This window comes from Deminuibacter soli (assembly GCF_003412455.1).
Taxonomy (GTDB): Bacteria; Bacteroidota; Bacteroidia; order Chitinophagales; family Chitinophagaceae; genus Deminuibacter; species Deminuibacter soli.
The window spans coordinates 160,349-186,761 of sequence record NZ_QTJU01000010.1 but is presented as its reverse complement, the minus strand read 5'-3'; the positions used below and the strand labels follow the sequence as shown (position 1 = coordinate 186,761).

The window sequence follows — 26,413 nt, the reverse complement described above, 5'->3', positions numbered from 1 at the left end:
GTCCGGTAAAAAAGGTATGTTTGCGCATCAGGCTAATTTTTGGTGTGGTAACTTAAAATTATCTGATAACTGGGGCTTCGGCCCCTTTTTTTGTGCCTTATTTTAAAACTTTACCGGACAACAGTGAATAGTCAATAGTGAATAAAACAAAAGCCCGCAGTCAAAGACTGCCGGGCTTTTAAAGATGCTTTCGGATACGCTTCGATCATTCACTATTGCCTGTTGACTATTCACCAGTGATCAACCTCACACTAGCACTGCCTGCGATGCAAACACCTTGTTAAGATGCTCATTGTATTCCTTCACGCTTTTCACTACGTCTGCATTTTTTTCTACATCATGAAAGTGAATGCCGGGTAACTGCTGCATGCCGGTAAACGCATTCATCCGGTGAAAGCCGAACATTACGCCCTCGTCAACATTGGTTTCTTTAAAAAACTCCCCAGGTAAAGTAAATGCTTCTGCAGGTGCATTCCACGATGTAGTGAGCATGTATTGCCTGCCGTGCAGCATACCGCCCGTGCCGTAGTTAATGGCGGGGTTGGCATGCGAACGGCCATCGCTGTGGTAAATGCCCTTTGCATGCCCTTCGGAAAACACTTCGTCAATGTATTGCTTCAGCTTGTACGGCACCTGGAACCACCATACGGGTATGTGATAAATAATCACATCGGCCCAGCTGAAATTATCCACTTCTGTTGCTGCATCATAAGGCTGGTTGATATTTGTGACACGTATCGCTGTATCAGGCTGTGCTTCAAAAAAGCGGGTGGTGGCTTCGGTAATGGTGGCGTTAAAACGGCCGCCTGAATGACCAAATGACTGTCCGCCGTTGATGATAAATATCTTTTTCATTTGCTTTTCTAATTAAGAATACAAATTTACCCTGCCTTATCTACTATAAAAATTAGATAAATCATAGCTTTGTATCAGAATAATAATACATCATATGGTTAATCTCGAGTGGTTCAGAACCTTTAAAGCCATTTATGAGACCGGTACACTTACCGGTGCAGCAGATACGCTGTATGTGTCGCAACCCGGTGTGAGCCTGCATCTCAGCTCGCTGGAAACCTATGTGGGCTACAAGCTGTTCGACCGCACAGCGCGCAAAATGGTGGCGACAGAAAAAGGGAAGATGCTGTATAATTATATTTCCGAATCGTTGCTGAAAATGGAAGAAGCAGAACGCATTTTTCACAAAAGCACAGAAGCAGGCAAGCCCACCATCAGCATTGGCCTGTGTTTCGAAACCTTCCAGTTTACGTTGGAATCATACCTGCCTACGCTGCCGTTTAATGTGATCATCAAGTTTGGCGAGTATCCCGAAATGCTGGCCGATCTTGACAATGGCATACTCGACCTGGTGATTACGCCGCAAAAGAGCGAGCACAAAAACATACAATACAAGGCATTCTCGAAAGAGAAAATTGTACTGGTGGCAGGCGCCAAAACACCTGTTACTGAATTTAACAAGTTATCGAAGAAGAACGACCTGGAGGGTATGCAGGCCTGGCTGAAACAGCAAACCTGGTACGGCACTGCCGGTGATATGGAACACCTGATCCGTTTCTGGTACATGAACTTTGGCAAGCGCCCTGATTTTAAACCCAATTATATTGTGCCCAATATGTGCAGTATTGTGCGCTGCATCAGTAAAGGAAAAGGCATTGCCATTATACCCGATTTCCTGTTTAAACACGAGCTGGAAAGCGGCGATATCCGCGTGTTATGGGAAGGCATCAACATCATGGAAAACACCCTCCATTTCGCCATGCGCAAGAAAACCATGTATGCCGCACAGATAGAACGCATACAGGAGATCTTTGAGCAGGAGATGTTATAGGAAGAAAATCAAACAATCAAAATATCGATCCATCAGGCAATCATGACATACTTTAAGCAATTACAGGATTTATTACAGGTAGAAAAACAGCGTGACCAGGAATTATACCGCCAGTTGACGGAGAACAGTTCGGTGGCGGAAAGAAGAACAAGCGGTTTAACCTGGTACCCGGTGGCCATACGTGGTACGGAGATGGGGCGTGGGGATTATATTATTGTGGAAGTGGAGCGTACCACGCACCAGGATATTGTACACCAGCTGCGCTTTGGCGTATCTGCTGTGTTGTTTTCCAACCACGATGCAAAGAGCTGCCGGGAAGAAGGGGTGATCTCTTACCAGGGCGGTAACCGCTTAAAAATAACCCTGCGTACAGATGAGTTGCCTGAATGGAGCCGTGACGGCAAGCTGGGCATAGACCTGTTGTTTGATGATAACAGCTACGATGAAATGCAGTTTGCGCTGCGCAAGGCAACCACCCTGCTGGAAGAGACTGCTGAAGGGCGTTTGGTGCAGGTACTCACCGGCGAAAAGCAACCGGCCTTTAATGAAAAGCAGGCGCCGGCAGTGTTTCCGAAGCTCAATACGTGGCAGCAGGCTGCAGTGAATAAAATACTAACGGCTTCAGATGTGGCAGTAGTGCATGGTCCGCCCGGTACCGGTAAAACCACTACACTGGTACAGGCTATTAAGGCATTGATAGAACAGGATCGCAAACAGGTACTGGTGGTAGCGCCCAGCAATACGGCAGTAGATCTGCTGAGCGAAAAGCTGTTTAATGAAGGACTGAATGTATTGCGCGTAGGCAATCCTGCACGTGTGTCTGAACACCTGATGCGCTTAACGCTCGACAGCAAGATGAGTGAGCACAGCAGCATGAAGGAAATCAAAAAACTGAAGAAGCAGGCCAATGAGTTCAGGGATATGGCCCATAAATACAAGCGCAATTTTGGCAAGGAAGAACGGGAGCAACGCAAGGCCCTGCTGAATGAAGCGCGGAACATAATGAAGTCTGCCGATGCTACCGAACAATACATCATCGACGACCTGCTCACCAGGGCTCAGGTGATCACCGCCACACTGGTAGGTGCAAGTCATTATACCGTACGGCACCTGCGCTTCGATACCGTGGTAATTGATGAAGCAGGGCAGGCGCTGGAACCTGCGTGCTGGATTCCTATTGTTAAAGGACGCAGGCTGGTTATGGCAGGTGATCACTGCCAGTTATCACCCACCATTAAATCCGAAGAAGCGGCAAAGGCTGGTTTAAACATTACCTTGCTGGAAAAAATTGTTGCCCGGTATCCCGGAGCTGTGGTGCTGCTGGAAGAGCAGTACCGCATGCACCACACCATCATGGGCTATTCTTCACAGGTGTTTTACGGGAACCGTTTACAGGCGCATGCATCGGTGGCAGACAGGGTGTTGTTTGAAGGTGACCAGCCCCTGTGTTTTATCGACACCGCCGGTTGCGGTTACGAAGAAAAGCAGGAGGGAACCAGTACCAGTAACCCGGAAGAAGCGGCTTTCCTGTTCAGGCATCTTACACAAATGGTCACAGCCTTGCAGCAATACTATGCGGCAGATGCGTTTCCATCCATTGCCGTTATTTCGCCCTATAAGCAACAGGTAGAACTGCTGAAGGAACAACTGCTGCATTCACCCGCGCTGCAGCCTTTTGCACAGTCCATCACGGTAAATACCATCGACAGCTTCCAGGGCCAGGAAAGGGACATCGTGTACATCAGCATGACGCGCAGCAACCCCGACAGCCGTATCGGCTTTCTTTCCGAAATACGCCGCATGAACGTGGCCATGACCCGCGCCCGCAAGAAGCTTGTTGTTATCGGCGACAGCGCCACGCTCTCGCAACTGCCATTTTATGCAGATTTTATCACCTATGCAGAACAAAACAATGCGTATGACAGTGCATGGTCATTTATGGAAGGATAGGTTCAATGGTTTGATTGTTCAATGATTTGATTGTTCAATGGTTTAATGGTTTAACGTTTGAAGTTTTCCGGTTTCTGCAGCGGCTGTGGGGACACAGCCGCGGGCGGGCAAAGAATAAATTCGCTGCGATCATCTCGACTGTCGATGTCTCGATTCTCGAAATTGGTACTCGCTGCGATCATCTCGACTGTCGATGTCTCGATTCTCGAAATTGGTACTCGCTGCGATCATCTCGACTGTCGATGTCTCGATTCTCGAAGTTGGTACTCGCTGCGATCATCCCGACTGTCGATGTCCCGATTCCCGATCTCTGTCATTTCGCAGAAAAAGCTGTACATTCAGTACGTTATGTAACCGTTACATTTAGCTGGTATATGCGGTTCTGCCTATATTCGGTTTGCCACAGGCGCCGAAGCTGAAACATCTGCCTATGACATTGAAAAAACTCCTGGCCATCAGTATTGCCGTACTCGCATTTTTGCAGGGGTACGCACAGCAGAAAGACATCTCTGCACTCGACACCGGAACAATTACCAATTATTCCGCCTACAAACGATCCCTCAGTTTTGCCGGTTTGCTGCAAACGCGTTACCTCGCCTCCGTTACCAAAAACGTGGATGTAAATGGCAAACAGTTCGATCCGGCCGCCAGTACCAAGGGTATTACCAACAGTTTTCTGATCAAGCGCGCGCGATTGCAGGTAAAGGCCAATGTAAATGATCACTTCTCCGCCAATTTCATGATCAACTTTGCAGAGTTCAACACCGAACCTGCCAACAAGGTGCTGGAGAATGCCTACATCAAATACTCCCTCAACAAGTATTTCAATATACAGGCCGGGCAGTTCCGCCCCTTCTTCGGTATTGAAGATGCGATGCCGGTAGATATCATCCGCACGCTGGATTATTCCAACCAGTACTATGCCTTTGGCAGCAATGGCTGGCAGAGTTTCCAGATAGGCGTGTCTATTTATGGTAACATTACCAAAGAAGACGATGATTTGCCGATGCGTTATTACACAGGAGTGTACAATGGCAATAACCGTAACCAGGCGCTGGATAACGACAACAGTAAAAATGCCTATGCCCGCATAGAGGCCGATCTTAACAAAACCACCACCATCGGTTTAAACGCAGCCATCGGAAGCCAGGGTTCAGGTACCGGTAACGCCATTGGTGCAGATATCATAACCCGGTTTTCCCTTAGCACCAAGTGGAAACTGCTGCTGGGCGGGGAGTTTAAAAACGGCACCAGTTTTACTACGTACAAAGCCGATACTGCGACCAGCAAACCCGGGTTAAGCCAGTACAGGATGCAGGGCTTTTATGTATTTCCCATTTTGCGGTACGAGCCGAAACGCCCGCGTATCAGGGCGCTGGAGCTGTCGTCACGGTACGAGTATTTTGATGAAACCTATAAGCAGAACAGTAATCCGCGGCAGACCATCATTCCCAACTTTACCTGGATTTTTGCTGATAACCTGTATGCTGCATTGCAGATGGGTGTAGCGATAGATCTGTATAAAAACAAGGTTCCGCTTACTACGGTCAATAACCACGGCCTGGCCTATGTGCAGCTGCAGGTGCGCTTTTAATGAACAAACTATCATCTTATTTATATGAAAGAAGTAAAGCCCATACCGTTGCTGATCACCGTTGTTATTGGTGTCGTCATCTGGTTTATTCCTGTGCCCGAAGGGGTGAAGCCCAATGCCTGGCATTTGCTGGCCATCTTCCTGGCTACCATCTTCGGTATTATTCTCAAAGCCGCATCTATGGGTACGATGGCCATGCTGGGTATTACGCTGTGTGCCGTAACACAGGTACTGGCACCCGGTGACCCTGCAAAGGCGATTGGCAATGCATTGAGTGGCTTTGGTAATTCCACCATCTGGCTCATCGGGCTGGCGTTTTTTATTGCACGTGGTTTTATTAAAACAGGATTGGGTACCAGGCTGGCGTATTATTTTATCCGGTTGTTTGGCAAAGGGCCGCTGGGACTGGCTTATGGGCTTAACATTGCCGATCTGATACTGGCGCCTGCTATTCCCAGTAATACGGCAAGGGCAGGTGGTGTTATCTTCCCCATCATGAAATCCATTGCCGTAAACATGGGCTCAGAACCGGATAAGCCGGAAACACACCGCAGGATAGGCGCTTTTCTTACACTGAGCAGCTACAATGCGAATATGATTACCTCGGTGATGTTTTTAACCGCCACTGCCAGTAACCCGATGGCGCAGAAGTTTGCGAAAGACCTGGGTATCACCATTACCTGGGGCAGCTGGGCCATTGCTGCGCTGTTGCCTGGCCTGGTGTGTTTTATAGTGCTGCCCTTGTTCCTGTATAAATTCTACCCGCCTGAACTGAAGAATACCAAAGATGCACCTGCTATGGCAGCGCAGAAACTGAAAGAAATGGGCCCTGTAACAGTGGCGGAATGGCTGATGGTGGTTACCTTTTTTGTACTGCTGATACTATGGATTTTCGGCAACCTGTTTGCCATGGATGCTACTACGGGCGCATTAATCGGGCTAAGCATATTGCTGCTTACCGGTGTGCTTACCTGGGAAGATGTAAAGGCAGAGAAAGGCGCATGGGATACTATTGTATGGTTTTCTTCGCTGGTAATGATGGGCTCTTATTTAAACTCGCTGGGTTTTATCGGCTGGTTTGGTAACCTGATCGGCGCGCAGATTTCGCACCTGAGCTGGCAGGTGGCGTTCCCCCTGATTATACTGGTGTACTCTTACTGTCACTATATGTTTGCCAGCGCTACCGCACAGGCTGCAGCGATGTATGGCGTGTTTCTCGCGGTGGGTGTATCTGTGGGTGTGCCAGGTACCATGCTCGCTATTTTCCTGGGTGCGTGTGCAACGCTCATGGGTTCGTTAACGCACTATGGTCATGGCCCTGCACCGATATTCTTTGGCAGCACTTACGTTGATATGAAAGACTGGTGGAAACACGGCTTTTTTATCAGTGTGCTGTTTCTGGCCATCTGGTTCGGCATAGGCGGCCTGTGGTGGAAGGTGTTGGGATTGTGGTAGGCAATGCGTTTTACCAGTACATTTGTTGCTCACCAATGGGTAGCCATGAGAATGTACCACTGCTTATACCGCGGCATGATTGTCCTTTTTTGCAGCACCGCTTTATTGCAGGTGCAGGCGCAGCATAACCAGCCACCTGCTTATAAAAATGCCTCCCTTCCTGTTGAAACAAGGGTGAAAGACCTGCTTGCCCGCATGACCGCGGAAGAAAAAGCAGGCCAGCTGCTCACATTGCTGGGCTGGGATATGTATGCTAAAAATGGTACTGCAGTTACCACCAGCGCTGCATTTGAAAAGGCAGTGGCTGACCAGCATATCGGCATGCTATGGGCCACTTTCAGGGCCGATCCATGGACTAAGAAAACACTCGAAACCGGTCTTACCCCTGCATTGGCAGCCAAAGCGGCCAATGCTTTACAACAATACGTTATTACACATACCAGGCTGGGCATTCCGCTGTTGCTGAGCGAAGAGTGTGCACACGGGCATATGGCCATCGGTACCACAGTATTTCCCACATCTATTGGTCAGGCAAGCACCTGGGATGCTCCATTGATTCAGCAGATGGCGGCTGCCATTGCGCGGGAAGCAAGGGCCCAGGGCGCGCATATCGGCTATGGGCCAGTGCTCGATCTTGCACGCGAACCGCGCTGGTCGCGCATGGAAGAAACCTTTGGTGAAGACCCGGTACTCATCACAGCTATGGGAACGGCGATGGTACAGGGCTTCCAGGGAACAGGTTTTAATACAGACCATACGGTTATTTCCACACTGAAACATTTTGCTGCCTATGGCTCACCGGAAGGCGGCCACAATGGCGGCATTTCCACCACCGGTTTGCGCGAACTGCAGGAATGCTACCTGCCGCCGTTTAAGGCGGCTGTACAGGCTGGTGCAGCATCGGTAATGACTTCCTACAACGCTATCGATGGCGTGCCCTGTTCGGCCAATGCCTGGCTGCTGCAGGATGTGTTGCGCAAACAATGGGGCTTTAAAGGATTTACCGTTTCTGATCTGGGTGCCATACCCGGACTGCAGTTCACGCATCATGTTGCTGCCTCTAAACAAGAAGCTGCGGCCATGGCCCTGAAAGCCGGTGTAGATGCAGATCTTGGCGGTGACAGTTATTATACGCCGCTGCTGGCAGCCATCAAAGCCAAACAGGTAAGCATGCCGCAGCTGGATACAGCTGTTGCGCGCGTACTGCGGCTGAAGTTTGCTATGGGCCTGTTTGAGCATCCCTATGCAGATACTGCTGCTGCGCAACGTGCAGCCAATAATGCTGCGCATGTGGCGCTGGCCAAACAGGTGGCGCAGGAATCCATTGTGTTGCTGAAGAATGAAGGCGGTTTACTGCCGCTGTCCAAATCCATCAAACAGATTGCGGTGATTGGTCCTGATGCAGACAATGTATACAACCAGCTGGGCGATTACACCGCACCGCAACCGGAAGGCAAGGTGCTCACCATACTGCGCGGCATCCGCGAAAAACTGCCTGCAGCAACGGTTACCTATGCCAAAGGCTGTGCTATACGCGATACATCGCATGCAGGTATGGATGCGGCTATTGCAGCAGCCCAACAGGCAGAAGTGGTGGTATTGGTGCTCGGTGGTTCCAGTGCGCGTGATTTTAAAACATCGTATGCCAATACCGGTGCAGCACAGGTTCAATCTGCCGAAACCGCCGTAAGTGATATGGAAAGCGGCGAAGGCTTCGACCGTGCGACGCTTGATTTAATGGGGTTGCAGAACGAATTGATGCAACGCATTGTAGCGCTGGGCAAACCCGTGGTGCTGGTGTTGATTGAAGGCAGGCCATTGCTGATTAACTGGCCTGCAGCGCATGTGCCTGCCATTGTGAATGCCTGGTATCCCGGCGAGCAGGGTGGTGCTGCTGTGGCAGATGTGTTGTTTGGTGATTATAATCCTGCAGGGCGTTTGCCGGTGTCTGTTCCCAAATCTGTTGGCCAGCTGCCGGTATATTACAATTACAAACCCGCATCGCGCCATGGTTATGTGGAGATGGATGATACGCCCTTGTACAGTTTCGGGCATGGGTTAAGTTATTCCACGTTTGCTTACAGTAACCTGCAAACACAGGTGAAGGGTTCAGCAGCTAACTGCACGGTAACCGTTTCTTTCACGGTTAAAAATACCTCGGCTACTGATGGAGATGAAGTACCGCAGTTATACCTGCGCGATGAGGTGTCAAACGTGGTAACGCCTGTTCAGCAACTGAAGCGTTTTGCAAGGTTGCACCTGAAAGCAGGGCAGGCGCAGCAGGTGCAATGGCAGCTTACCACGGCAGACCTGCAGTTGTTAAACACACAGCTGCAACGGGTGGTAGAACCGGGCACGTTCACGGTAATGGTGGGCGCTTCCTCAAAAGACATACGCCTGAAGGGGCAATTTGAGGTGAAGTAACCGGCAATCGTCAGTTGTGAGAAGAAAGCCGTCGAGAATCGGGAATCGACAGTCGAGATGATCTCAGCGAAAGCTGGTTGCCGGTGGGGACACCGGCAACGGCGGCTGTTTTATTCACTATTCACCTGTTTGTTCTTCACTCACTACTCACCACTCACTATTCCACCGGGAAATACAAATGAAACGTGGCTCCCGCGCCGGGGCGGCCTTCTGCGGTGATGATGCCGTTGTGGTTCTCGGCAATTTTTTTGCAGATGGCCAGGCCGATGCCCGTGCCTTCGTAGGCTGTTTTTAAGTGGAGACGCTGGAATACCAGGAAGATGCGTTCACTGAATTCCTGTTCAAAACCGATGCCGTTATCTGCTATGCTGATATGGTGGTATGGTGCGGTAGTATCTGCGCCGCTGTGTGGTATGCTGGTACCGCTGATGATAGCGGCGTTTATGTTGATAACCGGCGCAATGCCTTCCCGCGCAAACTTCAGTGCATTGGAGAGCAGGTTGGTAAACAGTTGCTCAAACTGGAAGCGCGTAACAAACAATGTCGGAAGCCGGCCAATATGTACCTGCGCTCCTTTTTCATGGATGGGCTCACTCAGGTTGTCGAGCACGTGTTGCAGCAACAGGTTAAGGTCTACCGTTTCGGGGGAAGTGCCGTCGTTGCTGGTTTTGGAGAACGCAAGCAGGTCGGTGATGAGTTGCTGCATGCGTGCAGCAGATACATGAATACGGTCGAAGTAGTGTTTGCCGCCGGTAGACAATTGCTGTTCTGTTTCGAGGATGCGGGAGACGAAGGTTTTTATTTTACGCAATGGCTCCTGCAGGTCATGACTGGCCACATAGGCAAACTGTGCCAGTTCGTTGTTGGAGCTAAGCAGTTCTTCGTTCGATTTCTTCAGTTCCTGCGTGCGTACCAGCACCTGCTCTTCCAGGCGGTTGGTAAAAAGCCGGTGTGCATGTATATCTGTGCTGGAGCCAACCCACATACTTACGGAGCCATCTGCATTTTTCAGTGCCTTGGCGCGGGTAAGATGCCAGCGGTATTCGCCTGTATGCTTGCGGAAGCGGTGTTCGGTATGATAATCCGCGCCATTGCTCACCGCTTTTCGCCACGAGGTTACGCTCGCTTCCCGGTCATCTGCATGTACCAGTTCCAGCCATTGATCGCCCAGCAGTTCGCTTACCGGCAAGCCGGCATAAGCCATAATGGCTTCACTGAAATAGTTGATCTGGCCATCACTGTCTGCCGTCCAAACCAGTTGCGGCATGGTGTCTGTAAGCAGCCTGAATTTTTCTTCACTGGCGCGCAGGGCCAGCTCAATCTCTTTGCGTTCGGTAATATCACTCACTGTTACCATAATGGCATCTACACTGCCGTCGTTTTCAAACAGTGGGGCATATTCAAAATCGAGGTAGTATTTCTTTAAGCCTTCCGGGTTTTGCACCCAGGCAATAGCTTCTTTTTCACTGTAGGCTTTGCCGGTATCGCGCACCTGCTGTAATAACCTCGGGTATCGTTGGCCTTCCAGTTCAGGAAAAACATCCAGCAGCTTTTTGCCGTGTACTTCTGCCGCTGTCTTTTTCCAGATATTGTTCAGCAGGGTATTGTTGGCCATATCAATCACAAAGTCTGGTCCCTTGAATATCGTCATGGCAATGGGGCTCTGTGTTACCAGGCTTCTGAAATGCGCCTCGCGCTGGTTCAGTTCATATTTGGCATGCACAAGCGAAGTTACTTCATGTGCTACCACAATCACGCCGCTGATATGATCATCCAATTCCCGCAGGGGCTGGTATACAAAGTTGAAATAACAGGTTTGCAGTTGTCCGAAGCGGTTTAGCACGGCAGCAAATTCAGAACCATAGTAGGGAATGCCCGTATGCAGCACACCCAGCAGCAGGGGTTCTACCATGGGGCGTACTTCGGGCAGTACTTCAAACAGGGGGCGGCCTACAAACTGGGCTGCCGTTTTATTGATGATTTCGAGATAGGCGGCATTGGCCATTTCTACCACCAGGTCTTTCCCGCGGAAGATGGTAATACCTGCGGGTGCCTGTTCTACAATGCTGAAGAAACGCCCGTCAGGGCTGTTGTGTGCGATTGCCGTGTTCAGCCATTCGCTGTTTTGTAACTGTATATGTTCGTACAGCTGGTTAATTTGCTGTTTTAACTGCAGCAGTTCGTTGTAGTCTGCGGGTGTTGCTTCCATGCCTGCAGGTGTTGCACTAGTCTCCATGCGCAGTTGCGTTTCTGCTACATCGAGCAGGGCAAGCAGGTGGGCAGATAGTAGCTCCAGCTGCGACAATCCCTGTTGCGCGCCCGCTGTATTGCCTTGCTGGTGCAGGTGTACCAGTTTTTCTGCAAAATGATGCAGTTCGCTATGTGCTTTTTCCAGCTGGTGTATTTCAGGGATATGTCCGTAGGAGGGCAGCGCATGTTCGTGCAGCCATTTGTAAACATGGCAGGCGCGGTCAGATACATCCGGCGCTTCAGTACCGGCGAGGCTGTACAGGTACAGGCGCAGTTGTGTTTTAAAGGCTATATGGCGTGCTTTTGCAAGCGCGAAATCGAGTTCAATGCTGTTCATTTCAGTTGCATGGGCTGTGCTGACACAGCGGCCGGTTGACCGGGTATTCCGGGCGGTGATTAAATACACTACAGCGGTGGCTGTTGGTGCTGGTGCCAGTCAATGGATAACACGTTGCTGATCGCTTTTTTCAGTTCTTCAAACGAATCGGGTTTGCACAGGTAATAACGGGCGCCCTGCTGGTATACGCGGTCAATATCCTGCTGCTGTGCAGAGGTGGAGTAAATCACTACAGGTATATTCCTGAATTGCGGAAATTGCTGCATTTCATGCAGGCATTCAAAGCCGTTCTTCCTGGGCATGTTCAGGTCAAGGAAAATAATATCCGGTGCAGCAGGCTGTTGTTCACGCAGCAGGTGCATTAATTCAAAACCGTCTGAAACGGTCGTGAGCAGCGCGTTTTCGGCCACAGCCATCAGCGCGTCGCCAAACAATAAACAGTCATCTTCGTCATCATCAGCCAGAAAAATCCATTTCCCCGCGTTCTTGTTCATAGCAATAAAATTAGCTTTTTTTCCTTCAAAAAGAAGGGCTTGTTTGCTGCAATCGTTTACTTAGCCACGCTGCTCCGTTAGATAGTTTCTGTTGCGCACGCCAAACCCGTAAATTCTATTCAACGAATTAAACAGAACCATGGAAATGGTGAAACAATTCACCGCGCCGTTTATGCTACCGGGCAAAACGGTTATCTTTGGTTCCTTTTCTTTTACCCTTTAGTATACTACAGATGTCAATCAGAATTTTTGTAACAGGCGGCACCTTCGACAAGGAATACAATGAACTCACGGGTGAACTGTTTTTCAAGGAAACCCATTTGCCCGAAATGCTGAAGCTGGGCCGTAATACGCTCGAGGTATCTGTACGTACACTGATGATGATCGACAGCCTGCATATGACGGATGAAGACCGCAATCTCATCGTTTACCAATGCTCTAACAGTACAGAAGATAAAATTGTAATTACACACGGTACCGATACCATGACCAAAACCGCTGCGCTGTTGTCTGAAAAGGTAAAGAACAAAACCATTGTACTTACCGGCGCCATGATTCCCTATAAATTCGGCAGCTCCGACGGGTTCTTTAACCTCGGCAGCGCCCTGGCTTTTGTGCAAACCCTGCCATATGGCGTTTACGTAGCCATGAATGGCCAGTATTTTAACTGGGACAATGTGCGCAAAAACAGGCAAACCGGTAAGTTTGAAACACGCTCCTAGTTTTACTGCTGGACTATCTGCAGAACAGTAATTGGACTACCCGAGTTCACCGTATGCATAGCTTTGAAATGCATAAACATTGCATTATCATTTCAAAGTAAACCATGCAGGAACGTTTTCTTTTGGCACGCACACAGCCTGCAGCTTTTGCAGCCATGTTACAACTGGATAATTACGTAGCCGGCACAGCAATACCGCTGCTGCACCGGGAGCTGATTAAAATACGGGCCTCCCAGCTCAACGGATGTGCATTTTGTACAGACAAGCATATTCAACACGCATTGCAACTCGGCGAAACACCCGAACGCATTGTCCTACTCCCTGCCTGGCGCGAAGCGCCGCATTTTACACACGCAGAACGCATCATCCTCAGCATGACCGAGGAAATCACGCTTATTCACCACAGCGGATTAAGTGATGCAACCTGGCAGCAGGCTATCTGCACATTTGGTGACACCCTTACTGCGCAACTGGTAATGGCTATAACAGTGATCAATTCCTGGAATCGCGTTGGCATTGCCAGCGGGCGTATTCCTGTTTAATGCAAAGCGCACCGAACCATTCAACTTTAAACGTCAAACGTTAAACCATCGAACAATTAAACCATCCGGCGAAGAACCCGAAATGAATGGAATGAACATTGTCGAAATGCCTAACAGCCAATACTTTTATGATGGCTGTGGCAGGTTTTTAGGTTTAAAAAGCAAAAAAAGGCGCCTGCCGCAGCAGGTGCCTTTTTATTAAGTAGTTGGTTTTAACCCGTTTTATTTAGTCAGCATAGACACAATGCTGGTGTATTCCTGGCCGCGTGCATAATCCATCGCGGTATAACCCAGGTTGTCTTTTGTATTGCGGTTGGCGTTGTATTGAACCAGCAGGGCAACAATATCGTTGTGGCCGAACGTAGCAGCGAAAATCAGGGCTGTTGCGTGCATGCAGTTGGTTTTGTCGGTATCGGCACCGGCAGCCAGCAGCATTTTAACCGCAGCAGTATTGCCTTTCAGGCTGGCGAGCATCATGGCTGTATTGCCTGCTGCATCCTGTGCGTCGGGGTTGGCGCGGTACTGTAACAGCATTTTTACGGTAGCAGTGTCGTTTTTCAGTGCAGCAGCTGCCAACAGGGAGTTGCCGTTGCTGGTAATGGTGTTCGCATTCAAACCAGTGCTCAGTTCGTAACGCAGGTTGCTGGTATTGCTGTCTTCTGCAGATTCGAGCAGAACACTCTGGGCAGATGCAGCTTTGATAGCGGTAACTGAAACAAAGAGGATGAAGAGCTTTTTCATTGTAAATGTTTTTTATGTTGTTATAGTGTTTTCGGAAGAACCAGCCTTGTTGTTGTTTGACGACGTAAAATTGCAACCTGCGCTGCTTCTTTTTTCTCCCCAATCTTCGCGGGATATACCCCCCAATTTTAGGGGGGATACAGCCGGTACGGGAGCGCAACTCCTTATTTTATTGACTATTTATCCTTTTATATGAAGATTGCGCTGATTGATGATCACAGAATGTTAACCGATTCTGTCAGGAATGTGCTCTCCCTCGACCCGGCGATAGAAGAGGTGAGAACCTTTATCAGCGCAGCCGTATACGTAAAAAACAAAGACAGCTTCTGGAACCCCGATATTATTATTACCGACCTGCTGATGCCCGGTATCACCGGCATAGAACTGATTGAAGCGGTTAACCGCGGGGCTGGCAAAGCACCGCTGCCGAAGTTTATTGTGCTTAGCTCCATTACCGATGTGCAAACCATTAAACAGGCCATACGCGCCGGCGCCATCGGTTACCTGTCGAAAGACACATCTATCGAAGAACTTACCGAAGCCATACATGCCGTGCACAGCGGGGAACAATACATTGCAGCCAAGCTCAAAAACAGTCTTATCAGCAATGTATTTACCGAAGAGCAGGTGGTATTGCATTTATCACCCCGTGAAAAAGATGTGCTGGAGCTGATGTGCTCGGGCAATACCGTAAAAGAAGCGGCTTTTAAGCTTAACCTGAGTGTACACACGGTACAGAGTTACCATAAAAACATCATGAAAAAATTCAAGGTAAACCGTACAGCCGATCTCATTGTATTCGCCATGCAGAAGGGGCTGTACAATCCTACACTGAAATAGACCCGGATAAACCAAGCAATTGCAATGATTACCAGTAACGTGCATGCCAACAATCCTTTACTCAGGGGTGTCTCCATCCTTGTGGCAGACGACAGTTACCTGAACATTCGTGTGGCAGGCAAGTTTCTGCAGCAATGGGGTGTGCAAATGGACTATGCGCTGAGCGGTAAGGAAGCAGTTGAAAAAGTGCGCGATCATGCGTATGCACTGGTGTTTATGGATCTGCAGATGCCCGGCATGAGCGGACTGGAGGCCTGCTCTGCCATACGCCGGTTGCCGGGTAAGGCGCATGTGCCCATTGTGGCACTTACGGCCGATAATGCCTGGGAAACGCAGGCCGAGGCGCTTGCCGCAGGCATGAATGCCTGCCTGGTAAAACCTTTTGAACCGGATGAATTGTTCAATATGATCTCCATGTATATGTAAAACCACTTTCCCGATTGTATTCACCATTTAACCGAACTGCTTTGAACAACCACAGTACCCCTGCTGCCCCCGCGGCCCTGTCCGCAGCTTCAGAAGGCATACCTACACCCGGCGATGCGCTGGGCGAAGAATTGCTGCTCAACAACCGCGACCTGGCCATTACCTGCACCATCGCCGGTTTTGTACTGGCGGTTATCAGCGTATTGTTTGTGCATTTTCAGCCGCAGGCAATGGCTTCGCAGGTACAGCAATGGTACCTGTACCTGCTGTATGCGCTGCTATTGTTGTTTACCACAGGGTGGCTGCTGCTGAAATTCCTGCTGGGCAGCGACGATACGCCGGAGCAGAAAAACAAACGTACCCGGCGCTTCTTTATTTATGGCTATGTAGCCGTGCTGCTGGCTGCCGACCTGTTGATTGCCACGCTTGCCACAGACATCACGGGTATGTGGCTGTTTGCCTGCTGGTATATATTTACCCTTATTACCCTGCCTTTTTTCCAGGTGGTAAAACCGCTGGTGCACCTGCTGCTGGCGCTGTTGCTGCAGGCCCTGTCGGTACTGGTATTGCGGCAGGCAGGCATGCAAAGCTGGCTTGTTCCCTGGCTGGCTGGCAGTTCGGTGCTAATGGGTGCTGCCTACCTGCTGGGCAGCAGGGTGCACCTTGCCATTACCCGCCAGGTAATAGCCGCCCGGTTAATGCGCGAAGAATATGTAGATATACAGTTCAAACTGCTGCAGAATAACCAGCTCATCCGCAAAACCGTGCACGACCTGCGCAATCCTGTAGCCAGCATACAGCTGCTTACCGAATACATGCTTAAATATTCCGCTACCGGCGATGATGAACTGAGCGGTAACCTGCAGTCTATTCTCGAATGCTGCCAGCAAATGAACGGCGCACTTACCGATACCATCAAACAGCGGCACGAAGCAGGTACCCCCTAAAATTGGGGGTGTTAAACCGGGGTAATAGGGGTGAGGCGGGCAACTGCGGGGATATTACTTTTACAGCATACCCAATCCGCAAATCCCAAAGCCTTAAAGTATGAGAAAGATCAAAGCCGCTATTGTTGATGATGAGATACATAACATTGCCATTATCCGCAATATCCTGGAAACACAGTGCGAAAACGTCAGCATCGTTTTTACTGCCGATAATCTCGAAGAAGCCCGCGAATTTCTTACCGCTAAAGAAGTGGATGTGCTGTTTGTGGATATAGAACTGCCAGAAGGCAGCTCGTTTGAATTGCTCGCCACCATCCCCAATCCCAAATTCGAAGTGATTTTTGTTACCGCTCACCAGGAGTATGCACTCAACGCCATTAAAATGGCAGCGATGGATTATATCCTGAAACCGGTAAATGCCGGCGATATTGTAAAGGCCATTCAAAAGCTGCAGGAGAAAGAAGAATTTGGCGGTCTGACCAAGATGTTCAGGAACCTGATGCAAACCCAGAACGCCTTCTCTAAAATAGTAGTGCATGTAACAGATGGGTACGATGTGGTAAACGTAGAAGATATCGTATACGTAGAGGCGCTGGACAGCTACAGCAAACTGCGGCTCATGAAAAACGAATCGTACGTCACATCCCGTTCGCTGAAAGAGTTTGAAGAGTTGCTGACGGAAAAAGGTTTTTACCGCATCCACAAATCGCACCTCGTTAACCTGCGCCACATCATGAAAATTATAAAAGGTATTGCACCTGCAGTAGTAATGGCCAATGGTGCCTGTATACCCATCTCAACCAGGAAAAAAGAACAGTTTTTTGCTGAGCTGAAGGGAATTATCGCTTTCTAGCTATAACCCCGGTTTTTCTTGCAGGCCTGCAACCCCTGTCCGGTTGCGGGCTTTCTTTTTTGGATGGTTCGATTGTTTGATGGTTAAATGGCTCAATGTCCTTTGGACTGATAGTCTCGACTGTCGACTGTCGATTCTCGATGGCTTTCTGCCTCACTGTCGACTGTCGATTCCCGATGCATTTGGGGACAAACTGTCTTTTTTTTATTTTTGCCTTACCAAAACACCTGCAAGCGCCCGTGGCATCGGCGGTTAGCAACCATCAACCGGCGGCCCTGGGGCTTCGTAATGGCATAATATTCAGGAACGTACAATTGATATTTATTAAGGATTATGGATGTAGCGCGTTATTTAGACAGGATCAATTTCAGGGGAGAGATTAAACCGGATATAGCTACCTTAACAAAATTGCACCAGCACCACGTTTTTCATATACCTTTTGAAGCACTGGATGTATACTATGGTATACCGGTAATTTTAAACGAACAGCATCTTTTCTGTAAAATTGTTGAACACCGGCGGGGTGGGTACTGCTACGAGGTAAACGAACTGTTCGCCCGCCTGTTGCAGAAACTCGGTTTTGCCGTGCACCGCATTTCGGGCCGCCTTGCCTCGGGCAATAAATTCGGCCGCGAATTTGAACACATGGCCCTGCTTGTTGAAATTGACCGGCAGCAATGGCTGGTAGATGTAGGCTATGGTGATTTTGCCCTGCAACCCCTGCTCATAACGCACGGCCACATACAAAACGATGGCCACAACGAATACCGCATACAGCACGGCGTAGTAGCAGATGGCGCCACCTACTGGCAGACCGGTAAATGGAACAGTATCAAACTGTGTTTTGTAACCGATTATATTTTTACCACCACTCCCCGCAGCATCACGCATTTCGAAGAAATGAACCGCTGGAAGCAAACCTCCGGCGAATCTAAATTCAGGCGTACTGCTATTTGTAGTATTCCCACGCAAAGTGGCCGCGTAAGCCTGGTAGGTAACCGCCTTATCATTACAAACAATAAAGAAAAAGAAGTACAGCTATTGCATAGTGAAATCAGCAAACGTGTTGCCCTGCAGCGGTACTTCAACATCCATTTCCCGGTAGATGAAATGACGCATCCCGGCGGGCTGGCCAATGTGCGGCAGGCCGTATAACTGCGGAAGGATATAAAAGCAAAAGCCACTTCAAAACGAAGTAGCTTTTGTTTACCAAACAACCAATGAACTATATGCTTGGTAAAGGCGGCAGGCATGCATTACCGGGTCAATGCGGATGATATGTACAACAAGTTCACTGTTTTGTCAATTGCTTACTGTGCTGCTTGTGAATAGTTTTGAGGTAGATAAACAATCATCTATTTTGTACTGGTAGCCGTTCATCGCAGTAGATAACATTGCGTTGACCGGCATTTATTTATTTTAGCGCACTCAACCAACCAAACACTTAAGTATGAAGACCAGGCTAATCCTGCTTTTTGTTTTCGCCACCGCCGGTAAATTGCTGTACGCACAGGATAGTATAACCGTAAGGGCGCACCCGAGGTATGACAGTGTAAGCAGGGCACACCGGCACTTCTTCGGCGAGAATTACCGTAAAGAATATGCAGCACTCACCACCGTACCTGTTATACATCTTTCTACAATCAAAGGTGGCTTAACCGTAGTAAAACAGGGTGGCGGGCACCAGTCACGTTCGCTGCGCCTGGTTGATAAAAATGGAAAGGAATGGGTACTGCGCAGTGTAGACAAATACCCGGAGGTATTATTGCCCGAGGTATTGCGTCAAACCTTTGCCAAAGACCTGCTTACCGATAATATGTCTTCGCAGCATCCTTTTGCTGCATTGGTAGTACCGCCGCTGGCAGCAGCAGCAGGCGTACCGCACAGCAACCCGATGATCGGGTATGTGGCTGCCGATCCTGTACTGGGCGAATATGCCCCCACGTTTGAAGGTACTTTGTGTTTGCTGGAAGAAAGAGAGCCTGATGGCAATTCAGACGATACAGACAAAATGTATGCAAAGCTGCAGGCCGATAATACGATCGGGTTCGACAGCTCCCTGTTTTTACGCGCACGCCTGCTCGATTTGTTTATCGGCGACTGGGACAGGCATGAAGACCAGTGGCGCTGGGTGGCAAAGAAAACACCGGATGGTAAAAAGTATATCGCTGTGCCGCGCGACCGTGACCAGGTGTTTTACATTAACAGCGGCGTAGTGCCCGGCATTGCAGATGCGAAATGGCTGTTGCCCTTTTTACAGGGCTATGGTCCGCAGATAAAAAATCCTGCCGGCTTTATGTGGGAAAGCCGCAACATGAACGGCCAGTTCCTGTGCCAGTTTACAGAAGCAGACTTTATGCGCATCACGCACGAGTTTCAGGCTGCCATGACCGATTCGCTGATAGAAGCTGCCCTGCGCAGGTTGCCTGCCAGCGCGTATAACCTGCGCCACGACCAGTTTGCACGCGACATGAAAGCAAGAAGGGAAAATTTGACTGCTGCCATGCAAAGCTATTATCGTTTTTTAAACAGAATTGTAGACATCCGCCTGTCAGATAAAAACGAAATGGTGGCCGTTACTGATGCAGGCAGCAAAGGCATGCAGGTAACCATTTACCGTTTAAATGCAAAAGACCAGCAGAAAGAGCAGTTGTTCTCCCGCGCATTCGACCCGGCTGTAACACAGGAAGTGCGCCTGTTTTTAAGCGGTGGCGACGACAGTGTATATTTCAACCGCAGCACCAATGCCATTAAACTGCGCGTTGTGGGTGGCCCGGGTGAAAAGAAATACAATGTCGCTGCACTGGACGGTCGCACCAGCTTATACGATACCAGGCAGGATGCCTTTTTTTACGGCAAACCCAACGAACTGCACAAGCACCTGCATGGTGATACCAGCTTTCGCCACACAGATCTGTATAACTTTACCATGCCGCTTGCACTGGCAGGTATCAATGCCGATGATGGCTTTTTGCTGGGCCTTGGTTTCAGGCATATACAGAAAGACGGCTTCCGGAAAACACCTTATTCCGGCTTGCAGCAACTGCTGGTGTCGCACTCTTTTTCAACAAGAGCCTACAGCGTAAACTACCGCGGTGAATGGATGCAGGCCATTGGTAAAGCAGATATCGTGCTGCAGGCTGTAATAAAAGCGCCCAACAATACCATCAACTTTTTTGGCCAGGGTAATGAGACAGATTTTGTCAAGTTCAGTGGTTACAGAACGTTTTACCGCGCCAGGTTTAATACCTATGCCTTTGCACCTGCACTGCGCTGGCGCCTGGGCAAGGGAACTTCCATCAGTGCCGGCCCTGCGGTACAGTACTATCACATGAATACCGACGAGAACAAGTACCGTTCGGTATATGTACCTGGTTTAATTCATTCCTACGACAGTTCAACTGTTGGGGCAGACAGGTGGCATGTAGGCGGTATCGTAGCGTTTGAGCGCGATAAACGCAACAGCGTGTTGCTGGCTAAAAGCGGTACCTTATTGCATATAGCCGCTGCCGGTTATGGCGGCGCCAACGATGCTTCAAAAGCATATGGCCAGGCTACGGCAGATTTCTCTTTTTATGTGCCGCTCGGCACACAATCGCTGGTACTGGCCAACCGCACCGGCGGTGGCGTAACCGTAGGCAATGCTGCTTTTTACCAGTCCCTGTTCCTGGGCGGACAAGGCAATTTGCTGGGCTACCGCCAGTATCGTTTTGCCGGTCAGCACAACATATACAACAACCTGGAGCTGCGCTGGAAACTGGCGAATGTAGGCAGTTATATATTGCCGGGTGAATTTGGTTTAACCGGCTTTTATGATGTTGGCCGCGTATGGGAAAAAGAAGATCATTCCGATAAATGGCACAACGGCCTGGGCGGCGGTGTGTACTTCTCGCCCCTGCAAATGGCCATGGTGAAACTCGTGGCAGGTCATTCAGACGAAGGATGGTACCCTTATTTTACATTGGGAATGCGGTTTTAGGCGCTACAGGTTGAACGTTTCTGGTTTAATGTTTAACGTTTTCCTTGGCGTAACCCCGGTTTGGCGGCATGCACAATGGAGTGTATGCCGCTTTTCTTTGCACGATAAATGCGCTAAGATTGTCTAAACGGCCGATTCCCGATGTTCTCCAAATACGCACGACTGATGTCTCAATGTCGTTTAGTTAACAGCTCTTTGTGACCTTTGCGGGTTTTCCCTCTGTGTTTCTTTGTCTATAGGACTCCTTCGGAGCAGTAAAAAATGTCTGCCACGCTTAACTAAACAAGATCGGCTAACGTATGCCGGCGCACGTTGCTCCCGGCTCTCCGAAAATGACTACTTTTGCCCTTTAAATGAATTTGCGTTGAGTGCGTCCGTATTATTAATCACACCGCCTTTTACCCAGCTGAATACCCCTTACCCGGCTACAGCTTACTTAAAAGGCTTTCTGAATACCAAAAACATTACTTCCTTCCAGAGCGACCTTGGCATTGAAGTGACCTTGTCTTTGTTCTCGAAACAGGGACTGGCGCAGCTGTTTGCCGGTATCAACGGTAAGGAAGCGCCTGAGGGCGGGTATTCAGACAACGCCAAACGCATGCTCGCCTTGCAGGATGATTACATTCATACCATTGATGGTGTGATACTTTTTCTGCAGGGCAAAAATCCCACACTGGCACACCTTATTGCCAAACGTGATTATTTACCCGAAGCATCCCGCTTTGCGCAGCTCGATGATTTAAACTGGGCTTTTGGCTCAATGGGTATGCAAGACAGGGCCAAGCACCTGGCTACCATGTACCTGGAAGACCTGAGTGATTTGATGACCGAATGCGTGGACAAACACTTTGGCTTTAGCCGTTACGCAGAAAAGCTTGCACGCAGTGCCAACAGCTTTGATGAGCTGCACCAGGCCCTGCAGCAGCCTTACACTTATATTGATGAAATCATGCTGCAATTGCTCGCCAATCACATGAGCAGCGTACAACCCATGATGGTGGCCATTTCTGTGCCCTTTCCCGGTAACCTGTATGCAGCCCTGCGTTGCGGGCAATGGATAAAACAACAGTATCCCGGTGTGAAAGTGGCCATGGGTGGCGGTTTTGCCAACACCGAACTCCGTTCACTGAAAGATGAGCGCGTGTTTGCCTGTTTTGATTTTATCACACTTGATGATGGGGAAGCACCCATTGAAAACCTGCTGCAATACCTTATGGGTACTAAAACGCAGGATGAGCTGAAACGCACGTTTGCCCTGGTTGATGGCAGGGTTACCTATATCAATAACGCAGCCTGCAGCGATTACAAACAAGGCCAGGTAGGCACACCTGATTATGGTGATTTTTTGCTGGACAAATATATATCAGCCATTGAAGTGGTGAACCCTATGCACAGCCTGTGGAGTGATGGCCGCTGGAACAAGCTTACCATGGCGCATGGTTGTTACTGGGGTAAATGTACTTTCTGTGATATTTCGCTCGATTATATCCGCCTGTACGAGCCGATTGCAGCGCAGCTGCTCTGCGACAGGATGGAAACCATTATTGCGCAAACTGGTCAGAATGGTTTTCACTTTGTAGATGAAGCTGCACCACCTGCGCTGATGCGTGCACTGGCACTTGAAATTATACGCCGCAAACTCACCGTGACCTGGTGGACGAATATCCGTTTTGAAAAAAGCTTTACACGCGATTTATGCCTGCTGTTAAAAGCATCCGGCTGTATCGCTGTCTCCGGCGGACTGGAAGTAGCGTCAGACCGCTTGCTGGGATTGATAAAAAAAGGGATCACTGTTGCGCAGGTAGCACGGGTTAACCGCCATTTTACCGAAGCTGGTATTATGGTGCATGCTTACCTTATGTACGGTTTCCCTACACAAACTGCCCAGGAAACCATCGACTCGCTGGAAATGGTGCGCCAGATGTTTGAAGCAGGCATCCTGCAATCAGCTTACTGGCACCAGTTTACCATGACGGCGCACAGCCCTGTAGGACTGGAACCGGAAAGGTTTGACGTAGTGCGTGAAACGCCTACCGATGGCCCGTTTGCAAACAACGACCTGGAACACAGCGACCCAACAGGCGCAGACCATGCCAGCTTTGGCTATGGCTTAAAGAAGTCATTGCTGAACTACATGCACAATGCCTGTTTTGATTTTCCATTACAGAAATGGTTTGACTTTAAAGTGCCCAAAACAAGCGTACCGCCTGACTTTATTGTAAAAGCGCTCTCCGAAGAAGAATATGCGCAAGCCAAACCTGCTACCAAAATGGTATGGCTGGGCAATCAGCCGCAGGTAGAACATTATACCAAATCGAAAAAAGGCAATCACTGGGAAATGACTTCACTCACTTTCCAGGGCAGAACCAAATCGGTAAACATCAGCGTAAACCAGCCGCAGGGCATCTGGTTGTGTGATATGTTGCAGAAGCTCGCAGCATCCAATCTTAAAACCTACACCTGGCAGGAGGTAAAAGAAAACTACGAAGCCGCAGGCCTGGAAGATTTTGAATTGTTCTGGGACAATAAACCGGTGAATTCGCTGGTGAAATTCGGCCTGCTGCGTTTATAAAATAAAAACCGGGTTCAATAACAGTTCAATTGTTCCACTGTTCAATAGTTTCAAAGTTCAATAGTTCCAGCATGCCAAATTGAACACTGGAACTTTTTAAACGCACGAAGTGCATGAAACTTTTAAACCTTTGGAACGCGCGCAGCGCATGGAACGAGTAGCTGTTAAGGCAACTTCTTAAGTGTTGCAGTTTCTGTGTCTGTGTAGGCAGTAACACCTGTCACTGCACCATTTGCGTCACGTATAAATGCCCATTCAATAGCGGCATAATCCCAATCAAACACATCCTTTTTGCGGTAGCCAAGTTCACTGAGCGGTATACCGCCATCTTTTGATTCCAGCAACAACCGGTTGTTCTTTGTGCTGAACTGAAACATTTTTTGTTTGTCTGTTACATACTTCCCTGCATATTGCTGTAATGCATCGCCAGCCAATGGCTGCGGTGCTGCAACGCCGCTTATGCGGGCATTGATAAAGAATCGCTCCTGTCCTTTTACATGGAAGTCATCAGGCTGCATGCCTGGTACAAAACGCGTTTGCCAGCTGCTGTCAGGATAAATAAAATCGTATTGGTGAGGCGCCAGCGTAACCTGCACCGGCATATGAAACGAAGGCTCTTCTGCCTGCCAGCGATAATGAAGCGTGATGCCGTTTGGCTGAGCGGTTACCTGCACCTGCAGCTCGGGTAAATCGGTATGCAGCAGGTATTCGTTAAAGAAATACGTGTAATCGGTATGTGTGGCGTTGTTAATGTACCGGATAATGTCATCCGCAGTTACGGTTTGATACCGGAACTGTGTTTGCAGTCCACGCATAAGGTTAAACCAGCTACTGTCGTTGTTGATCACATGACGCAGGGTATTCAGCATTAAATTTCCTCTTGTGTAAATATGATCAAGGTCGTAGAAGAAATGGTTTACATCACGCACACCCGTAACCGGTTCCTTGCGGCCAAATTTTTGCTGCCGGTAGTAAATGGCGGTAAAGGTTGGGCTGTAATGCTGAGCGCTCATCAGCACGGCCGCGAAATCTGCAAAGCCTTCGTGCACCCAGAAATCTGCAAAATCTTTCACACTGATATTGTTGCCCCACCATTCATGTGCAGTTTCGTGCCACATGGCTTCAATATGCTCGTGTGGATTAAAATGTTTTGTCTCTAATGCGCCAACACTAACAGCGCCCTGGTGTTCCATGGGGTATACCGATTCCATTAATGTAAAGCCATCGCGCGCAAAAGGGTAAGGACCGAATGCTTTTTCATAAAAGCGCAGCATGGGTTTTACATAGCCAAACAGCTGCTCCGCATTTTTACGGTGCTGCCGCAGGCAGTAAAACTGCAGGGGAAGAACAGTGCCGTCGCTGTGTTGCAGGGTATCTGTCCAGCCAACATAGTCACCGATGTTCACCACCACATTATAATTATTGATAGGGTAACTTACTGCCCAGTTGTACTGTACCTGGTTACCTGCTACCGTTTGCTTGGATAACAACCGGCCATTGGATACTTCGGGCAGTCCTGCCGGCAGGGTTACGGAAATATGCATGCTGTCCGGCTCATCGCTGAGGTGATCTTTATTGGGCCACCATAAGCTGGCGCCTGATCCCTGGCAAACGGTTTCCATCCACAGCAGGCCATTTTCATCATGTTTCCAGAAAATACCGCCGGTCATGGGAATACTGGAATCCGGCACTTGTGGTTTGCCGTGGTAAAACACGGTAATACTGCCCGTATCGCCGTGGTTTACGTTCTGCGGAAACTGTACATACACGGCATCGTATGCTCTAGTGTAAGTCAGCGGCTTTTCTTCAAACAATATTTTTTCAATGGTCATATTGGCGAACAGGTCAATCTGCAGCCTGTTGAATGTGGTTACTGCTTTATAACGCATCAGCACGTATCCGCCAACAGTATGTGCACCCGTATCAATACGAACATTGAGGTGGTAGAAGGTAACATCATAACAGCTGCGCAGGGGAGTTAACATGCCGCGGAGCGTGTCGCTGTAGCTAAAGCCATTGTCCCTGTTGCCATAGCGGGTAATCAATGAAGCATCATCGGTTAAACCGGTTTGTTTAATCCAAAGTGTTGTATCTGCGCTGGTCTGCAAGCCGCGGATACTGCCGTCAGCTGCGCGTACAAATTGCAACGCTGCGCCGGTGGTTGAATCGGCGATAGCAAACCGGTCTGTTGTAACCGGCGCCAGGAAATGTGCACGGCTGCCATCAACCGCACAGCGCAGCCGGGTGTTAAACAGGCCAACCCTGATAGTATGGCCTGCGCTTTTTGAGGCGTAGGTGCCCAGGTATTCGTTCGGCTGGGTAAAGGCGGTAATGGTGCAGAAAAACAGGAAAAAAACGGGGAACAGGTACTTTGGCATATGGTGTTGTTTTGCCCGGTGAAGTACGTGCGGCGGTGGTTGCTAACCTATGCAAATCCGGAT

The 26,413-nt window shown here is 49.2% G+C and carries 19 protein-coding genes; 14 read left to right on the top strand and 5 right to left on the bottom strand.

Annotated elements, in window-relative coordinates:
* Positions 1 to 246: 246 nt before the first annotated feature.
* Positions 247 to 855 (bottom strand): NAD(P)H-dependent oxidoreductase, encoded by a 609-nt coding sequence (locus tag DXN05_RS21005; RefSeq protein WP_116849263.1) that lies wholly within the window; start codon positions 853 to 855, stop codon positions 247 to 249.
* 94 nt (positions 856 to 949) lie between these two features.
* Between DXN05_RS21005 and DXN05_RS21000 the strand changes: the two genes are divergently transcribed.
* The 5 genes from DXN05_RS21000 (at position 950) to DXN05_RS20980 (ending at position 9,269) form a co-directional block, all read left to right on the top strand.
* A complete protein-coding gene (locus DXN05_RS21000) occupies positions 950 to 1,846 on the top strand; it encodes a LysR family transcriptional regulator (protein WP_116849262.1) in 897 nt (298 codons plus the stop codon).
* A 42-nt stretch (positions 1,847 to 1,888) separates the two neighbouring features.
* Positions 1,889 to 3,796, top strand: coding sequence for an AAA domain-containing protein (locus DXN05_RS20995; protein WP_116849261.1), 1,908 nt, complete (start codon positions 1,889 to 1,891; stop codon positions 3,794 to 3,796).
* A gap of 430 nt (positions 3,797 to 4,226) precedes the next feature.
* The gene (locus DXN05_RS20990) at positions 4,227 to 5,390 is read left to right on the top strand and encodes a porin (RefSeq protein ID WP_116849260.1); all 1,164 of its coding nucleotides are present in this window, start codon (positions 4,227 to 4,229) and stop codon (positions 5,388 to 5,390) included.
* 24 nt (positions 5,391 to 5,414) lie between these two features.
* A complete protein-coding gene (locus DXN05_RS20985) occupies positions 5,415 to 6,845 on the top strand; it encodes an anion permease (protein WP_116849259.1) in 1,431 nt (476 codons plus the stop codon).
* A gap of 75 nt (positions 6,846 to 6,920) precedes the next feature.
* A complete protein-coding gene (locus DXN05_RS20980; protein ID WP_245975266.1) occupies positions 6,921 to 9,269 on the top strand; it encodes a glycoside hydrolase family 3 N-terminal domain-containing protein in 2,349 nt (782 codons plus the stop codon).
* 157 nt (positions 9,270 to 9,426) lie between these two features.
* Here DXN05_RS20980 and DXN05_RS20975 read toward each other — a convergent pair whose 3' ends face one another.
* The gene (locus DXN05_RS20975; RefSeq protein ID WP_116849257.1) at positions 9,427 to 11,856 is read right to left on the bottom strand and encodes a PAS domain-containing protein; all 2,430 of its coding nucleotides are present in this window, start codon (positions 11,854 to 11,856) and stop codon (positions 9,427 to 9,429) included.
* Between the two features lie 68 nt (positions 11,857 to 11,924).
* A complete protein-coding gene (locus DXN05_RS20970; RefSeq protein WP_116849256.1) occupies positions 11,925 to 12,350 on the bottom strand; it encodes a response regulator in 426 nt (141 codons plus the stop codon).
* Positions 12,351 to 12,583: 233 nt separating this feature from the next.
* Here DXN05_RS20970 and DXN05_RS20965 point away from each other — a divergent pair, with 233 nt between their 5' ends.
* Together DXN05_RS20965 and DXN05_RS20960 are read left to right on the top strand one after the other, a co-directional pair.
* Positions 12,584 to 13,072 (top strand): asparaginase domain-containing protein, encoded by a 489-nt coding sequence (locus tag DXN05_RS20965; protein ID WP_116849255.1) that lies wholly within the window; start codon positions 12,584 to 12,586, stop codon positions 13,070 to 13,072.
* A gap of 104 nt (positions 13,073 to 13,176) precedes the next feature.
* A complete protein-coding gene (locus DXN05_RS20960) occupies positions 13,177 to 13,614 on the top strand; it encodes a carboxymuconolactone decarboxylase family protein (RefSeq protein ID WP_116849254.1) in 438 nt (145 codons plus the stop codon).
* Between the two features lie 222 nt (positions 13,615 to 13,836).
* On the opposite strand, the gene DXN05_RS20955 is transcribed toward DXN05_RS20960, so the two are convergent.
* Positions 13,837 to 14,355 (bottom strand): ankyrin repeat domain-containing protein, encoded by a 519-nt coding sequence (locus DXN05_RS20955; RefSeq protein WP_116849253.1) that lies wholly within the window; start codon positions 14,353 to 14,355, stop codon positions 13,837 to 13,839.
* Positions 14,356 to 14,547: 192 nt separating this feature from the next.
* On the opposite strand from DXN05_RS20955, the gene DXN05_RS20950 reads away from it, so the two are divergent.
* The 7 genes from DXN05_RS20950 to DXN05_RS20920 all read left to right on the top strand — a co-directional run bounded on the left by DXN05_RS20950 (position 14,548) and on the right by DXN05_RS20920 (position 23,972).
* Positions 14,548 to 15,195, top strand: a complete 648-nt coding sequence (locus DXN05_RS20950; RefSeq protein WP_116849252.1) for a response regulator — start codon at positions 14,548 to 14,550, stop codon at positions 15,193 to 15,195.
* A 24-nt stretch (positions 15,196 to 15,219) separates the two neighbouring features.
* The gene (locus DXN05_RS20945) at positions 15,220 to 15,621 is read left to right on the top strand and encodes a response regulator (protein WP_116849251.1); all 402 of its coding nucleotides are present in this window, start codon (positions 15,220 to 15,222) and stop codon (positions 15,619 to 15,621) included.
* Positions 15,622 to 15,662: 41 nt separating this feature from the next.
* Complete coding sequence (locus DXN05_RS20940) at positions 15,663 to 16,568, top strand: histidine kinase dimerization/phospho-acceptor domain-containing protein (RefSeq protein ID WP_116849250.1); 906 nt, start codon at positions 15,663 to 15,665, stop codon at positions 16,566 to 16,568.
* Between the two features lie 100 nt (positions 16,569 to 16,668).
* Positions 16,669 to 17,421: a LytR/AlgR family response regulator transcription factor gene (locus DXN05_RS20935; RefSeq protein WP_116849249.1), complete on the top strand. Its 753-nt coding sequence runs from the start codon at positions 16,669 to 16,671 to the stop codon at positions 17,419 to 17,421.
* Between the two features lie 333 nt (positions 17,422 to 17,754).
* Positions 17,755 to 18,576 carry an arylamine N-acetyltransferase family protein gene (locus DXN05_RS20930; protein WP_116849248.1) on the top strand — a complete coding sequence of 274 codons (822 nt, stop codon included), beginning with the start codon at positions 17,755 to 17,757 and terminating at the stop codon, positions 18,574 to 18,576.
* 295 nt (positions 18,577 to 18,871) lie between these two features.
* Complete coding sequence (locus tag DXN05_RS20925; protein WP_116849247.1) at positions 18,872 to 21,400, top strand: BamA/TamA family outer membrane protein; 2,529 nt, start codon at positions 18,872 to 18,874, stop codon at positions 21,398 to 21,400.
* Between the two features lie 364 nt (positions 21,401 to 21,764).
* Positions 21,765 to 23,972 carry a B12-binding domain-containing radical SAM protein gene (locus DXN05_RS20920; protein ID WP_116849246.1) on the top strand — a complete coding sequence of 736 codons (2,208 nt, stop codon included), beginning with the start codon at positions 21,765 to 21,767 and terminating at the stop codon, positions 23,970 to 23,972.
* Between the two features lie 164 nt (positions 23,973 to 24,136).
* Here the strand turns inward: DXN05_RS20920 and DXN05_RS20915 are convergent, their stop codons facing one another.
* Positions 24,137 to 26,350: a M1 family metallopeptidase gene (locus DXN05_RS20915; protein ID WP_116849245.1), complete on the bottom strand. Its 2,214-nt coding sequence runs from the start codon at positions 26,348 to 26,350 to the stop codon at positions 24,137 to 24,139.
* Positions 26,351 to 26,413: the final 63 nt, after the last annotated feature.

What these genes read in the sequence shown, in the direction of transcription:
- DXN05_RS21005 (WP_116849263.1), bottom strand. Translation starts at nt 855, where the DNA reads ATGAAAAAGATATTTATCATCAACGGCGGACAGTCATTTGGTCATTCA.
- DXN05_RS21000 (WP_116849262.1), top strand. Translation starts at nt 950, where the DNA reads ATGGTTAATCTCGAGTGGTTCAGAACCTTTAAAGCCATTTATGAGACC.
- DXN05_RS20995 (WP_116849261.1), top strand. Translation starts at nt 1,889, where the DNA reads ATGACATACTTTAAGCAATTACAGGATTTATTACAGGTAGAAAAACAG.
- DXN05_RS20990 (WP_116849260.1), top strand. Translation starts at nt 4,227, where the DNA reads ATGACATTGAAAAAACTCCTGGCCATCAGTATTGCCGTACTCGCATTT.
- DXN05_RS20985 (WP_116849259.1), top strand. Translation starts at nt 5,415, where the DNA reads ATGAAAGAAGTAAAGCCCATACCGTTGCTGATCACCGTTGTTATTGGT.
- DXN05_RS20980 (WP_245975266.1), top strand. Translation starts at nt 6,921, where the DNA reads ATGATTGTCCTTTTTTGCAGCACCGCTTTATTGCAGGTGCAGGCGCAG.
- DXN05_RS20975 (WP_116849257.1), bottom strand. Translation starts at nt 11,856, where the DNA reads ATGAACAGCATTGAACTCGATTTCGCGCTTGCAAAAGCACGCCATATA.
- DXN05_RS20970 (WP_116849256.1), bottom strand. Translation starts at nt 12,350, where the DNA reads ATGAACAAGAACGCGGGGAAATGGATTTTTCTGGCTGATGATGACGAA.
- DXN05_RS20965 (WP_116849255.1), top strand. Translation starts at nt 12,584, where the DNA reads ATGTCAATCAGAATTTTTGTAACAGGCGGCACCTTCGACAAGGAATAC.
- DXN05_RS20960 (WP_116849254.1), top strand. Translation starts at nt 13,177, where the DNA reads ATGCAGGAACGTTTTCTTTTGGCACGCACACAGCCTGCAGCTTTTGCA.
- DXN05_RS20955 (WP_116849253.1), bottom strand. Translation starts at nt 14,355, where the DNA reads ATGAAAAAGCTCTTCATCCTCTTTGTTTCAGTTACCGCTATCAAAGCT.
- DXN05_RS20950 (WP_116849252.1), top strand. Translation starts at nt 14,548, where the DNA reads ATGAAGATTGCGCTGATTGATGATCACAGAATGTTAACCGATTCTGTC.
- DXN05_RS20945 (WP_116849251.1), top strand. Translation starts at nt 15,220, where the DNA reads ATGATTACCAGTAACGTGCATGCCAACAATCCTTTACTCAGGGGTGTC.
- DXN05_RS20935 (WP_116849249.1), top strand. Translation starts at nt 16,669, where the DNA reads ATGAGAAAGATCAAAGCCGCTATTGTTGATGATGAGATACATAACATT.
- DXN05_RS20930 (WP_116849248.1), top strand. Translation starts at nt 17,755, where the DNA reads ATGGATGTAGCGCGTTATTTAGACAGGATCAATTTCAGGGGAGAGATT.
- DXN05_RS20925 (WP_116849247.1), top strand. Translation starts at nt 18,872, where the DNA reads ATGAAGACCAGGCTAATCCTGCTTTTTGTTTTCGCCACCGCCGGTAAA.
- DXN05_RS20915 (WP_116849245.1), bottom strand. Translation starts at nt 26,350, where the DNA reads ATGCCAAAGTACCTGTTCCCCGTTTTTTTCCTGTTTTTCTGCACCATT.